Below are 12,560 nucleotides of genomic sequence, written 5' to 3' on the forward strand. Positions count from 1 at the left end.
CGATGGATGAGAAAGTCCCGCGACGGTATCCGGGGAATCAGCCGCGAGACGATACAATCGGCGTCGTTTCTTCCCACGGATTGGCCTGCCTCACTCCATGCTGGCTTATATTCTGCGTCGCCTGCTTTATGCCGTGCCCATCCTGGTCGGCGTGAACCTGATCACCTTTGCCTTGTTCTTCGTGGTCAATACGCCGGACGACATGGCTCGACTGCAACTGGGCATCAAGCGGGTGACCCCGGAAGCCATCACCAAATGGAAGACGGAGCGGGGCTACGACAAACCTCTGTGGTGGAACGAGACGGCGGCTGGCAGTGGCAAACTTACCGAGACCGTGTTCTTCGCCAAGTCGGTTCGCATGTTCGTCCTCGATTTCGGCCGGGCCGATGACGGACGGGATATTGCCCGTGAGATCCGCCAACGCATGATTCCCTCCCTGGCGGTGGCTGTGCCGGTATTTCTGCTAGGTCTATGGGTCACCATCAGCTTTGCGCTGCTGCTGGTGTTTTTTCGCGCCACCTATCTGGACCTGACGGGCACGGTGCTCTGCGTTGCCATGATGTCCATCTCCGGGCTGTTCTACATCATCGGCGGCCAGTGGCTGGTCAGCAAGGTCTGGCATCTGGCCCCCATTTCGGGCTATGGTCAGGGTCTGGACACCACCCGCTTCCTGGTGCTGCCGGTGATCGTCAGCGTGATTGGCGGCATCGGTTCCGGTACCCGTTGGTATCGCACCCTGTTCATGGAGGAGGCCGGTCGCGACTATGTGCGCACTGCCCGGGCCAAGGGTCTGACGGAAACGACAGTGCTGTTCGGCCATGTGCTGCGGAATGCGCTGATTCCAATCCTGACCGGTGTGGTGGTGCTGATTCCCAGCCTCTTCATGGGCAGTCTGCTGGTGGAATCCTTTTTCGGCATTCCGGGTCTGGGCAGCTACACCATCGAGGCCATCAATGCCCAGGACTTCGGCGTGGTGCGGGCCATGGTGTTCATCGGCGCCGGCCTTTACATCCTTGGCCTGCTGCTCACGGATATTTCCTACACCCTGGTGGATCCCCGGGTGCGCCTGTCGTGATGAACATCAAGCCTGTCCTGCTCTGGTCCGACCTGCTGCTATTCATCCTGTTGGCCTGCGGCATCGCCGCGGCCCTGGTCTTTCGCCGCAGTCCGCCCCAGCGGGCCGCATGGGCACGGGTGGGGCGCAGCGGCACGGGCATGGCCGCTGCGGTGGTGCTGGGCCTATTCCTGCTGGTGGGTGTTCTCGACTCCCTGCATTACCGTATCCAGTTGCCGACCACGGGAGAAAATCAGTCCGCAGTCTATGGGGTCGAGGTGTATTCGGCCCTGGACGGTCTGCTGCTTCCCCTCAAGGAAAGAACGGAAAAAACTTATTCGGCTCCCCTGGCGACCCACCTCTTCGCCAAGGAAAGCCTGGTGGGCGAGGGGGGGCGGGAGTATCCGCGCCTGACCCATGGAGGCATCCATCTGATGGACGAGGCGATGTGGTCGGAAGACCTGTTACGCCAGATTTTCCTCGGCCTGGGTCTGGGTCTCCTGCTCTGGACATTCCTGGCCGCCTTGCTGGGGCCGCCGATGCGGCGGCGCGGCCTGGCCTGGCGCAGCGTGCTGGCGGTGCTGCTGACGACGTTCCTGGCGGGCGGAGTGATTGGCATGCTGGCCCAGGGTTATCACGTATTGGGTACCGACAAGGTGGGCCAGGATGTGCTGTATCTGACCCTGAAGAGCATCCGCACCGGCCTTTTGATCGGCACCCTGACCACCCTGGTGACCCTGCCCCTGGCGGTTTTCCTGGGGGTGATTGCCGGCTATGCGGGAGGCTGGGTGGATGACGGGATCCAGTATCTCTACACTACCCTCAACTCCATTCCCGGCGTACTTTTGATTGCTGCGGCGATCCTGATGATCCAGGTGCTGATCGACACTCATCCGGACGCCTTTTCCACGGCAGCGGAGCGGGCTGATGCCCGCCTGCTGGCCCTGTGCCTGATCCTGGGCATGACCAGTTGGACCGGTCTGGCCCGGCTGCTGCGGGCCGAAACTCTGAAGCTGCGGGAACTGGAGTATGTCCAGGCGGCCCGGGCCTTCGGTGTTTCGCCCCTGGCAGTGATGGTTCGGCACATCATTCCCAATCTCGGCCACATCGTGCTGATCGCCCTGGTGATGGACTTCTCGGGCCTGGTACTGGCCGAGGCGGTGTTGTCCTATGTGGGCATCGGTGTCGATCCCTCCACCATCAGCTTCGGCACCATGATCAATGCGGCCCGCATGGAGCTGGCCCGGGAGCCCATGGTCTGGTGGACCCTGGCAGGGGCCTTCCTGTTCATGTTCCTGCTGGTGCTGGCCGCCAACCTGCTGGCCGATGCCGTGCGAGACGCCTTCGACCCACGCTCCGTCCCATGAAATTGCTCAGTGTGCGTGATCTGGCTCTGACCATCGGCCCGGCCCGGCCGGTGGATGGCGTGGACTTCGACATCGGCGCCGGTGAGACCTTTGCTTTGCTGGGTGAGTCGGGCTGCGGCAAGTCCATGACGGCCCTGGCCCTGATGCGTCTGTTACCCCCTGGAGCACGCATCAACCGGGGCTCGGTCATGCTGGAGGAGGCGGAGCTGCTGGACCTGACCGAGGCCCAGATGCGCCAGCGGCGGGGCGGGGCCATGGCGATGATCTTCCAGGAGCCGGCCACCAGCCTCAATCCGGTGTTGACCATCGGACAGCAGATCGCCGAGACCCTGGCCCTGCATCGGAACCTGGGCGGTAGTGCGGCGCGACAGCGGGGCGTGGAACTGCTCCAGACGGTGGGTATCCCGGACCCGGCGCGGCGTTACGACGAATATCCCTTTCAGTTGTCGGGCGGCATGAAGCAGCGGGCCATGATCGCCATGGCCCTGGCCGGGGAGCCTCGGCTGCTGATCGCCGACGAGCCCACCACCGCCCTGGACGTGACCATCCAGGCCCAGGTACTCGATGTGCTGGTCCAGCTTCAGCGCCAGCAGGGCATGGCCATGCTGCTGATCACCCACGACCTGGGCGTGGTGGCGCGGATGGCCGATCGTATCGGAGTGATGTACGCCGGTCAGTTGGTGGAAGTGGCTTCCCGGGAGGATTTCTTCGCCCGGCCGCGCCACCCCTATTCCCGCAAACTGTTCGAGGCCCTGCCCGATGCCCGTCGCCGGGGAGGGCGCCTCACCATGATCCCGGGGCGGGTGCCGCCAGCGGATGCCGATATCGTCGGCTGCCGTTTTGCCGAGCGTTGCGACCGGGTAATGGACCAGTGCCGGGAGCTACCGCCGCCCTGGCGGGAGGCCGCCAATGGGCAGCGGATGCGCTGCCATCTGGCCCTGGAGGAAGTGTCGCAGCCGACTTCCCATGAGGAGGCTGTCAGGCCCGAGTCTTCCGCTACGGCGGCGGCACTGCTGGAAGTACGGGATTTGCGGGTCCATTTCCCGATTCGTCGGGGCATCCTGCAACGGGTCCGGGGCCAGGTTCGAGCCGTGGATGGGATTTCGCTAAGTCTGAGTCCGGGACGAACCCTGGCCCTGGTGGGAGAGTCCGGTTGTGGCAAGACCACCGCCGGCAAGGCCATCCTGCAACTGCTCGCCCCCACGGCGGGCAGTGTGCGCCTGGCGGGGCGGGAACTCACCGATCTGACTGCGGGAGAGTTGCGTCCACTACGGGGCACGATGCAGATGGTGTTCCAGGACCCCTATGCCTCCCTTGATCCCCGCATGCGGGTGGGGGGCATCATTGCCGAGGGCATGGCAGCCCTGGGGCTCAAGGGCGATCATCGACAACTCACGGAGCGGCTGTTGGAGCAGGTGGGGCTGGCGCCGGAAATGGCTCTGCGCTATCCCCACGAGTTTTCCGGCGGCCAGCGTCAACGCATCGCCATTGCCCGTGCCCTGGCGGTGAATCCCCAGATTCTGATCTGCGACGAGCCCACCAGCGCCCTGGATGTGTCGGTCCAGGCCCAGATTCTTAACTTATTGCAGGATTTGCAAGCCAGCCTGGGCCTGGCCTATCTGTTCATCACCCACAACATCGCGGTGGTGGATTACCTGGCCCACGAGGTGGCAGTGATGTACCTGGGGCGGGTGGTGGAGCAGGGCACGGTGGATGAAATCCTGCGCCAGCCCTGCCACCCCTATACCCGGGCGCTGATCGCTGCGGTGCCCCGCATTGACGGCCAGCGCGGGGAAGTGCTGACCGTGGCGGGAGATCCGCCATCGCCGGCCCAGCCGCCGACGGGTTGCCATTTCCATCCTCGCTGCCCTGAGGCCATGGATATCTGCCGACGTGACTATCCAGGGGAGAGCCGGCTTTCCTCAAGCCGAGGGGTGCGCTGCCATCTTTATCCCGGTCCTGATTAGCGCTTCTTGCGCTTCTTCCCGGCTGGCGCAGATACCCGTCCGGACTTGCCCATCGCCGTCGCCTTCCGCCCCTTGCCAGTCCGTGAGCCCCTGACCGAGGCGGATTTCTTGCCCTTGCCCCGCCCCTTGGCGCGGGGTGTGTCAGCCGGCGTCTGGGGCAGCTTGGCGATCAGGTCGGAACCGGTGTGGGCAGATGGGTCGGGCACCAACAGTTTTTGACCGGTGCTTATTTTGGTACGACGACCGATGCTGTTGATCTGCTTGAGATGGGCTACGGTTATGCCATGGCGGGCGGCAATGGTCTCCAGCTTCTCGCCCTTTTTCAGCACATGGGTGCTCCAAAGGGAAAGGGGCCGATCTTCGCTTGCATAACGTTCCAGGTTGTTCTGGAATATCGTGACCTTTTCTGCTGGCAATACCAGGGTGGTCGAACCGGTATCCCGCATCACCGGGCGGCTATGGGCGGGATTGAGGGCGATGAATTCGTCCAGGGGAATTTCCGCCAGGCGGGCGGCCATCGCTACGTCCATGGTGGCCGGCATGTCGATGGTGGTGAAATAGGGTTCATTGGCAACCGGCGGCAACTGGAGGCCGAACAACTCCGGATGGGCGATGATGTTCTTCAGGGCCTGGAGCTTGGGCACGTAATAGCGCGTCTCGCCGGGCATGGTCAGGCTTTGGTAGTCCGTGGGCAGTCCCCTGGCTTGGTTGCGGGCCACGGCCCGGGCCACGGCATTCTCGCCCCAATTGTAGGAGGCCAGGGCCAGGTGCCAGTCGCCATGCATTTCGTAGATTTTTTGCAGATAGTCGAGAGCCGCTCCGGTGGAAGCAACAATATCCCGGCGCTGGTCACCCCACCAGTTCTGTTCCAGGTTGTAGGTCTTGCCGGTGGAGGGTATGAATTGCCACATGCCCAGAGCCCGAGCCGACGAATAGGCCAGGGGGTTGAATGCGCTTTCCACCATGGGCAACAGGGCCAGTTCGGTGGGCATGCCGCGCTTTTCCAGTTCCTGGACGATGAAGTAGATATAGCGACGGCTGCGGTGAAGAATTTGTTGCAGCATCTGGGGCCGGTTCAGATACCAGGCCTGACGCTCGGCCACCAGGGGGCTGTTCAGGTCGGGCATGGAGAAGCCATTGCGCATCCGCTGCCAGATGTCCGTGGGTGGCGCGGTGAGGTCTATGGTGGCGATGCGAGGCAGGTCTTCCTCCACCGTGCTGCGGGCGGGTACTGCCGGGGCAACTTCGAAGGGGGAGGCATTCGGCAGCGCCAGAGTAGGACTCATCTGCAAGCTGGATTCCCGTGCCACCATTTCGGCGTGCAGCCGTGCTGACAGGGTTCCCATCAGAAACGCCAATACCAAGGCCAACCAAGGAAGGGCGAAGGATGGGGCACGCAGGCGTGCGACGATGATGGAGGGCCTGCGTTGCATAGTCGGCGGATGTTAGCGGAGCCTGCCGGCGCCCGTCAATTCCAATTCTTGCCAGCCGGGTGGGGTCAGAGCGATGCCTTGAAGTTATTGCGCCATTCTCGTAGTGCGGCGAACACGTCGATGGCGCTTGCAAGAGGTCCCTGGCTGTGCCGGGCAGCCGAGGCCATGACGGCGGATACGTGGCAGCGCAGGAAGGGATTGGTCTCCAGTTCATCTGCCAGGCTCATGGGCACGGTGGCCTGTCCTGCATTCATCAGCGATTTCAGTTTTTCGGCTCGTCGGAGCAGGGCAGGGGAAGCGGGTTCCACCGTCAGGGCGAAGGGTAGGTTGTAGTGGGTATATTCGTGGGCGCAATAGATTTGGGTATCCCGGGGCAGGGTGGCAAGTTTTCGCAGGGAGTGGTACATCTGCTCGGCGCTGCCCTCGAAGAGCCGGCCGCAGCCGAGGGAGAACAGGGTATCGCCACAGAACAAAATGTTTCGGCGATAATCGCCGGCGCCGAGATTGGCGAAGTAGGCCAGATGTCCCCGTGTGTGACCGGCGACATCGAGCACTTCCAGCGCAAGCTCGGCATCCGGGAACGCCAGAAGAATGCGCTCCCCGCCAGTCAGACCATGGGTGACGCCGGGAATCTGTTCCAGGGCGGGCCCATAGACGGGAACCGAATGCTGGCGCCTGAGTTCGGCCACGCCACCCACATGGTCCGGGTGGTGGTGAGTGAGCAGAATGGCGTCCAGGCGGTCGCCGCTGGATTCCAGATGTGTCGCGACGGGTTCCGGGTCACCGGGGTCCACCGCGACGACATGGCCTCCATGGCGCAGCAGCCAGATATAGTTGTCAGTGAAGGCGCGCAAGCAAATAATTTCCATAGCGGAACCATTTTCCCCGACCATCGCCCGATGTCAATGCACTTCCAAGACTGGCTGGAAACACCCCAGGGGTACTATGTACTCCAGTGGGCGCTGCACAAGCATGAATTGCTGCTGGCCGATGTATTTGGCTTCAACGCCGTTCAGGTCGGACTGCCCCGGTACGATTTTCTGCGGGGCAACCGTATGCCCTTCCGCTTTCATTGTGATGAATCGGGGCTGGTGGATGTCCGCGCTGTTCCCGGACATCTGCCCTTTGCCAGCCAGAGCGTGGATCTCGTGGTTCTGCCCCATGTGCTTGAATTCGCCGACAATCCGCATCATGTGCTGCGGGAAGTGGAGCGGGTACTGGTGCCCGAGGGGCAGGTAGTGGTGACGGGCTTCAATCCCTTCAGTCTTTGGGGGGTACGGCGCCGTTTGTCCCGTCACCCCCTGGCCGACCCGCCCTGGGATGGACGCTACATCAGCGTCCCGCGGCTCAAGGATTGGTTTGCGCTGCTGGGTTTTGAAACACGAGGTGGTGCTTTCGGACGCTATGCCCCTCCCTTCCGACAGGAAAAATGGTTGAACCGCAGTCGCTTCCTGGAAGCCGCCGGTGATCGCTGGTGGCCCTACGGCGGCGCCGTTTATGTCTTGCAGGCCATCAAACGGCAGGCGGGTATGCGACTGGTCACGCCGACCTGGCATGATCGCAAGGCTCGGGCCAAAGCCATGGTGGCCGTTACCCAGAGGAATGGACAATGATTGAAGAGTTCGTGGAAATTTTTACCGATGGGGCCTGTAGCGGCAATCCGGGCCCGGGCGGCTGGGGGGCAATACTGCGTTACGGTGACCACGAAAAGGAACTCTTCGGCGGCGATCCTGCCACCACCAACAACCGCATGGAGTTATTGGCCGTGATCGAGGCCCTGCGTCAGTTGAAACGGCCGGCACGGGTGAAGGTGCATACGGATTCCCAGTATGTGCAGAAGGGCATCAGCGAATGGATAACAGGCTGGAAGCGCAAGGGCTGGAAGACTGCGAGCAAACAGCCGGTAAAGAATGTGGATCTGTGGCAGGCCCTGGATTCCGAGGCCGGCCGCCATCAAGTGGAATGGCTCTGGGTGCGGGGTCATGCCGGTCATGTGGAAAACGAGCGCGCCGATGCCTTGGCGCGGCGCGGCGTGGATTCGGTACGGAGATAGGGAATGCGTCAGGTCATACTGGATACTGAAACCACAGGGCTGGAATATCGGCTGGGAGATCGGATCATCGAAGTGGGTTGCGTGGAACTGGTGGGCCGCAAGCTCACCCGGCGGCGCTTCCACAAGTACATCAATCCGGAACGGGAAATCGATGCCGGCGCCCAGGCGGTCCATGGCCTGACCAACGAGTTCTTGGCCGATAAGCCAGTATTCGCTGAAATCGTCGACGAATTGGTGGAGTTCATCCAGGACGCTGAGCTGATCATCCATAACGCTTCTTTTGACGTGGGATTTCTTAACAACGAGTTCGCGCTACTAAAGCGCGATTCCCTGGACAATGTTTGTGCAGGTGTGATCGACACCTTACGCATGGCAAGGGAAGTTCGGCCCGGCAAGCGCAACTCCCTGGATGCCTTGTGTAACGAATACGGAGTGGACAACTCCGGGCGCCAGTTGCACGGCGCGCTGCTGGACGCGGAATTGCTGGCCGAAGTCTACCTGGCCCTGACCCGGGGACAGGAAAGTTTGATGATGGACCTAGAGGCGCCAGCCGCCATTTTGCAATTCGACCCCAACAGCCTGGAGCGGGGCGATCTGCGAATTCTTCGCGCCAGCGATGCGGAGCTGCTAGAGCACCAACGGGTGCTGGAAGAACTGAAGAAGGAATCCAAGGGGGAATGTCTTTGGCTGAAGGAGCCAGCTTCGATTAACCCACCGTGGGCCTGACGTTACCGCATAATTCATTTATCCACTGATCTCGATGACTGTGCGTATGCCTTTGCCTTCCTTCAGATCCTGAAATGCCTCATTGATTTCAGAAAGAGGTCGTTTGCAGGTGATCAGGCTTTCCAGATCGAGGCGGCCTGTCTTCCAGAAAGACAGTAAGCGTTCGATATCAAATTTTGGATGTGCACCGCCCAGTAGGCTACCTGTCAATTTCTTTTCTTGCGATGCAAAAAGGACGACATTGCGGATTGTCGCGCTGTCCTCGAAAGGTGGAGCACCAACGCATACGGCCGTACCGCCTGGACGGATGGCGTTGATGGCGGTTTCGATAAGCTGGGCGATTCCTGCTGTTTCGAACCCGTAGTCCGCACCGATTCCGTTCGTCAGGGAAAGTGTGGAGGCAACCACGTCTTCCCGTGCCGGGTCCAGCACATGGGTAGCGCCTAATCGCAACGCCATTTCGCGGCGGGTGGGATTTGGGTCAGAGGCGATAACGATGCGGGCAGCAGTCAATCGGGCTCCCTGTATCGCCGACAGACCAACACCGCCACAACCGAGAATCAATACTGTGGCACCCGCCTCGACGTCGGCCGTGTTAAGGACGGCACCGACGCCGGTGCGAACGGCGCAGCCGGTAACGCAGGCCACGTCGAGGGGTATGTCAGGGTCGATGCGCACTGCCGAAGCTTCCGGTGCGATCGTGTATTCCGCCAAGGCGCCCGCGCCGATTCCTCGTAGCACCCTACGGCCATGGCGCAATAGACCAGTTTCTCCATCGGGGAGGGTATGGGTCATCAACCCGGGACTGGAATAGGAACAGATACCGAAGTTCCCACGCTGGCAAAAATAACACTGCCCGCAAGGGTAAATTGCGTTGATGACCACATGATCACCAGCCGCCAAAGATTTCACGCCAGGCCCCACTGAAACCACCACACCCGCAGCCTCATGGCCGACGATAATCGGTTCGCTCACCGGATACACGCCGCTGACAACACTGTAGTCCGAATGACACAGGCTGCAGAAAGCAACCTTGATGCAGACTTCGCCCTGGCGCGGCATTGCAATCTCCACGTCATCGACGATCTGGATCGGTTGCCCCTGTTTTTCGAGAATGGCAGCGCGCATGACGGCTCTCCTTTTTGGCTGCGGTCTTAAGGTAGCTCGGAAAGCGCTCGGCTGCCCCGGCTGGTTTTAGTGTATTCATTGGCGATTCTACAGTTAATTAACTTGTTAGTTAATTTCTACTCAGTTAAAAAGGCAGTATCGATTCAGCAGTGACAGTTCGGTCGATTGAAGTCACAGTGCTCGCATGTGCATTGGGTTGCCGTGGGCTTCCGCTAAGATAAAAATATGCAGAAGAAAACAGTACGCAAAAAACTAGGTCGGCCCGAGGGGGCGGGCGGCGGTATCGAAACTCGGAGGAAGATCATTATCGCCGCCGTGGATTGTTTCGCCGAACGGGGCTACGCCAACTCCAATAATCAGGATATTGCCAAAGCGGCGGGTATCACCAGTGGCGCCCTATACCATTACTTCGAGTCCAAAGCTGCGCTTTACCGGGAGGCCCTACAACTGATCGTAACCACCTTGGTTGGCACCTATCGGGCTGCCTGCGACCAAAATCCCGATCGCACCAGTATTGACCAACTGTGCATCGGGTTACGGGAAGTGATGGTGCTTTCCAGGAGTTGGCCCGGCGCCCTGCGGTTTGCGGCGGCATCATTCTCTGAAATCCAGCGTAACAGTGAGCTTGACTGGCTGAACGAAATGGACGCGCGTCTCTTCTACGACTTCTTCTACGACTTAGTTGAACGGGCGAAATTGCGGGGTGAATTAGCTCCTGGAGCCAATGTGGAATCTGTGGTTAAGGTACTCATCGTCTGCAATATGGGAATTTCATCCTTAGCCGAACAGGGCGAGGATATTTTTCTGGAGGCCGTGACTACCTTCGAGCAACTGATTGCAGGTAGTTTGATGAAGCGGCCCCATCTGGCCTAGATTCAGAGCCTAGCGTTAGGGGTTTCTGGTTTTGGCTGGTGGTCAAATTCGGCATGGTGTTCCCTCCTTGTTGGTCATCCGTCCTGAGTTCATCGCCTTGCCGCGTCGGACCATGGACGAAAAGGGCGGAAATCAAGGGGACAATCGGAAGCCGCAGCCCCGGCCTAGTGGATCTGCCGAAGGCAGGCGCACTAGGAAAAAACCAGGATTTACCATCAGTAAAGCCTGGTTTTTTAGGGGACCGGATGAGGATTGGCGGCGAAGCCCAAAGCCCTTGATTTCTGACCCGGCCATGGTTTGATCGGCGTTTTTGGCGATGAACTTGTTTAGGACAAGTTACTGGGACTTGTTTAAACAAGTCCTTGGCTCTGGGTCGTAGGGCGTTGGGTGATCTATCTTTTCTGGGACGTGCCATAGTTAATTAAATTGCATACCTAACGGCGCAGGGCGCAGGACCTTGATAGCACATTGGAATATATGTCTGATGATATTTTACATAATGCACATTATCCTGCATATAAGAATGAAATCAGGGAAGAACAAAAGGCGCTTCAAGGCCGTGCTGCCTTTGCCAGAAGGTCCGCTATATCGGTATTTCCTGCCTTTTGGGCGATATCCTCAGCGGTGTGCCCCTCCGGATTCCGGAGTTTGGCATCGGCACCCCGGTGCAGGAGCAGTTTTACCAGGGACAGGTGACCATTGCGGGCTGCGATCATCAGGGGCGACAACCCGCTGGAAGATGGCACATTGGCTTGCGCCCCACGGTCCAGCAGCAGGCTTGCTATTGTCTCGTGACCATTGAATGTCGCATAGTGCAAAGGGCTCCAGTCAGACTTTTGCGGATTTACCGGGGCGCCGGCATCAACCAACAAACGGACGCAGGCCAGGTGCCCATTGAGGGACGCCAACATCAGCGCATCATCACCATATTTATTTTTTTTCAGTAAATTAGGTCGTGATTTTAATGTTATTTCTATAATATTCTGATGCCCATTCCGGGCTGCATGCATGACCAAAGTGGTGCCTTCCCGGTCTGCTGCATTGACGTCCATTCCCCGTTGCAGCAGCGTCATCACTGTGTTGGCATGGCCCTGTTGGGCTGCGAAGAGCATCTCATCGAGAGTTCCTGCCTGGGCGAAACCGCTAAGCAGCAGCCAGAAGCAAAATGGCAATAGATGTTTCACTTGGTTTCCCGGGGAATATTGAACAGTCTGAAAAAGTTGCTGGTGGTTGCTTCTGCTACTTCTTCCAGCTCCATCTCCCTCAACCGTGCGATTTCCTCGGCCACATGGCGCACGTAGGCTGGTTCGTTGCGCTTGCCCCGGTGGGGTGCGGGCGCCAGGTACGGACAATCGGTCTCCACCAGCAGCCGGTCCAGAGGAATCTGACGGGCTACCTCCTTCAAATCGACGGCGTTCTTGAAGGTGACGATGCCGGAAAAGGAGACGTGGAAGCCCAGGTCCAGGGCCTGCCGGGCCACTTCCATGGATTCGGTGAAGCAATGGAACACGCCTCCCACGGCATCGGCCCCCTCCTCCTTAAGTATCGCCAGGGTGTCTGCTGCGGCCGAACGGGTGTGGATGATCAGGGGTTTGGCGGCCCGTCGGGCCGCGCGAATATGGCAGCGAAAGCGTTGCCGTTGCCACTCCAGGTCTCCCTCCAGACGATAGTAATCCAGGCCAGTCTCGCCGATGGCGACCACCTTGGGATGGCGAGTCAGTTCAACCAGTTCATCCTCACCGGGTTCCCTGCCCTCCTGATGATCCGGATGTACTCCCACCGCTGCGTAGAGGTTTTCATGGGCGGATACCAGGGCCAGCAAGGAAGGCAGGGCTTCCAGGGTGACTCCGGCGCAAAGCCCCCAGCCCACGCCCTGGGTACGCATGTTTTCCAGGAGTTGAGGAATCTCGCTGGCGAAATCGGGAAAATCCAAGTGGCAATGGGAATCGACGAGCAGCA

The 12,560-nt window shown here is 60.0% G+C and carries 12 protein-coding genes; 7 read left to right on the plus strand and 5 right to left on the minus strand.

All coding sequences use genetic code 11. From position 1 onward, the window contains the following. Positions 1–97: 97 nt before the first annotated feature. The 3 genes from DENOEST_RS08180 to DENOEST_RS08190 are packed head-to-tail and all read left to right on the plus strand — an operon-like array spanning position 98 to position 4,388. The gene (locus tag DENOEST_RS08180) at positions 98–1,075 is read left to right on the plus strand and encodes an ABC transporter permease (protein WP_145768919.1); all 978 of its coding nucleotides are present in this window, start codon (positions 98–100) and stop codon (positions 1,073–1,075) included. After that, positions 1,075–2,421 carry an ABC transporter permease gene (locus DENOEST_RS08185; protein WP_145768920.1) on the plus strand — a complete coding sequence of 449 codons (1,347 nt, stop codon included), beginning with the start codon at positions 1,075–1,077 and terminating at the stop codon, positions 2,419–2,421. The genes DENOEST_RS08180 and DENOEST_RS08185 overlap by 1 nt, the downstream gene beginning before the upstream one ends. After that, complete coding sequence (locus tag DENOEST_RS08190) at positions 2,418–4,388, plus strand: ABC transporter ATP-binding protein (RefSeq protein ID WP_145768921.1); 1,971 nt, start codon at positions 2,418–2,420, stop codon at positions 4,386–4,388. The genes DENOEST_RS08185 and DENOEST_RS08190 overlap by 4 nt, the downstream gene beginning before the upstream one ends. Here the strand turns inward: DENOEST_RS08190 and DENOEST_RS08195 are convergent. Both DENOEST_RS08195 and gloB read right to left on the minus strand, forming a co-directional pair. Further along, complete coding sequence (locus DENOEST_RS08195) at positions 4,385–5,734, minus strand: transglycosylase SLT domain-containing protein (protein WP_232096471.1); 1,350 nt, start codon at positions 5,732–5,734, stop codon at positions 4,385–4,387. The two genes, DENOEST_RS08190 and DENOEST_RS08195, sit on opposite strands and share 4 nt — an antisense overlap. 152 nt (positions 5,735–5,886) lie before the next feature. After that, positions 5,887–6,675 carry a hydroxyacylglutathione hydrolase gene (gloB, locus tag DENOEST_RS08200; RefSeq protein WP_332068219.1) on the minus strand — a complete coding sequence of 263 codons (789 nt, stop codon included), beginning with the start codon at positions 6,673–6,675 and terminating at the stop codon, positions 5,887–5,889. A gap of 51 nt (positions 6,676–6,726) precedes the next feature. On the opposite strand from gloB, the gene DENOEST_RS08205 reads away from it, so the two are divergent. From DENOEST_RS08205 to dnaQ, 3 genes are read left to right on the plus strand one after another with little or no spacing between them, the layout of a single operon-like run. Then, positions 6,727–7,434, plus strand: a complete 708-nt coding sequence (locus DENOEST_RS08205; protein WP_232096472.1) for a class I SAM-dependent methyltransferase — start codon at positions 6,727–6,729, stop codon at positions 7,432–7,434. Further along, positions 7,431–7,874, plus strand: a complete 444-nt coding sequence (rnhA, locus tag DENOEST_RS08210) for a ribonuclease HI (protein ID WP_145768925.1) — start codon at positions 7,431–7,433, stop codon at positions 7,872–7,874. The genes DENOEST_RS08205 and rnhA overlap by 4 nt, the downstream gene beginning before the upstream one ends. A gap of 3 nt (positions 7,875–7,877) precedes the next feature. Continuing rightward, a complete protein-coding gene (gene dnaQ, locus DENOEST_RS08215; RefSeq protein ID WP_145768926.1) occupies positions 7,878–8,600 on the plus strand; it encodes a DNA polymerase III subunit epsilon in 723 nt (240 codons plus the stop codon). 18 nt (positions 8,601–8,618) lie between these two features. Here dnaQ and DENOEST_RS08220 read toward each other — a convergent pair whose 3' ends face one another. Then, the gene (locus DENOEST_RS08220) at positions 8,619–9,728 is read right to left on the minus strand and encodes a Zn-dependent alcohol dehydrogenase (protein ID WP_145768927.1); all 1,110 of its coding nucleotides are present in this window, start codon (positions 9,726–9,728) and stop codon (positions 8,619–8,621) included. Positions 9,729–9,953: 225 nt separating this feature from the next. On the opposite strand from DENOEST_RS08220, the gene DENOEST_RS08225 reads away from it, so the two are divergent. After that, positions 9,954–10,601, plus strand: a complete 648-nt coding sequence (locus DENOEST_RS08225) for a TetR/AcrR family transcriptional regulator (RefSeq protein WP_145768928.1) — start codon at positions 9,954–9,956, stop codon at positions 10,599–10,601. A gap of 551 nt (positions 10,602–11,152) precedes the next feature. Here DENOEST_RS08225 and DENOEST_RS08230 read toward each other — a convergent pair. Beyond that, on the minus strand, positions 11,153–11,785 hold the full coding sequence (locus DENOEST_RS08230; protein ID WP_145768929.1) for an ankyrin repeat domain-containing protein: 633 nt from the start codon (positions 11,783–11,785) through the stop codon (positions 11,153–11,155). Beyond that, positions 11,782–12,558, minus strand: a complete 777-nt coding sequence (locus tag DENOEST_RS08235) for a TatD family hydrolase (RefSeq protein ID WP_145769240.1) — start codon at positions 12,556–12,558, stop codon at positions 11,782–11,784. The genes DENOEST_RS08230 and DENOEST_RS08235 overlap by 4 nt, the downstream gene beginning before the upstream one ends. Between the last annotated feature and the right edge of the window lie 2 nt (positions 12,559–12,560).

The sequence above is a fragment of the Denitratisoma oestradiolicum genome (genome assembly GCF_902813185.1).
Taxonomy (GTDB): Bacteria; Pseudomonadota; Gammaproteobacteria; order Burkholderiales; family Rhodocyclaceae; genus Denitratisoma; species Denitratisoma oestradiolicum.

Coding starts and splice junctions, on each gene's coding strand:
- DENOEST_RS08195 (WP_232096471.1), bottom strand. CDS start 5,734: ATGGGAACCCTGTCAGCACGGCTGCACGCCGAAATGGTGGCACGGGAA.
- DENOEST_RS08180 (WP_145768919.1), top strand. CDS start 98: ATGCTGGCTTATATTCTGCGTCGCCTGCTTTATGCCGTGCCCATCCTG.
- dnaQ (WP_145768926.1), top strand. CDS start 7,878: ATGCGTCAGGTCATACTGGATACTGAAACCACAGGGCTGGAATATCGG.
- DENOEST_RS08185 (WP_145768920.1), top strand. CDS start 1,075: ATGAACATCAAGCCTGTCCTGCTCTGGTCCGACCTGCTGCTATTCATC.
- DENOEST_RS08190 (WP_145768921.1), top strand. CDS start 2,418: ATGAAATTGCTCAGTGTGCGTGATCTGGCTCTGACCATCGGCCCGGCC.
- rnhA (WP_145768925.1), top strand. CDS start 7,431: ATGATTGAAGAGTTCGTGGAAATTTTTACCGATGGGGCCTGTAGCGGC.
- DENOEST_RS08225 (WP_145768928.1), top strand. CDS start 9,954: ATGCAGAAGAAAACAGTACGCAAAAAACTAGGTCGGCCCGAGGGGGCG.
- DENOEST_RS08205 (WP_232096472.1), top strand. CDS start 6,727: ATGCACTTCCAAGACTGGCTGGAAACACCCCAGGGGTACTATGTACTC.
- DENOEST_RS08220 (WP_145768927.1), bottom strand. CDS start 9,728: ATGCGCGCTGCCATTCTCGAAAAACAGGGGCAACCGATCCAGATCGTC.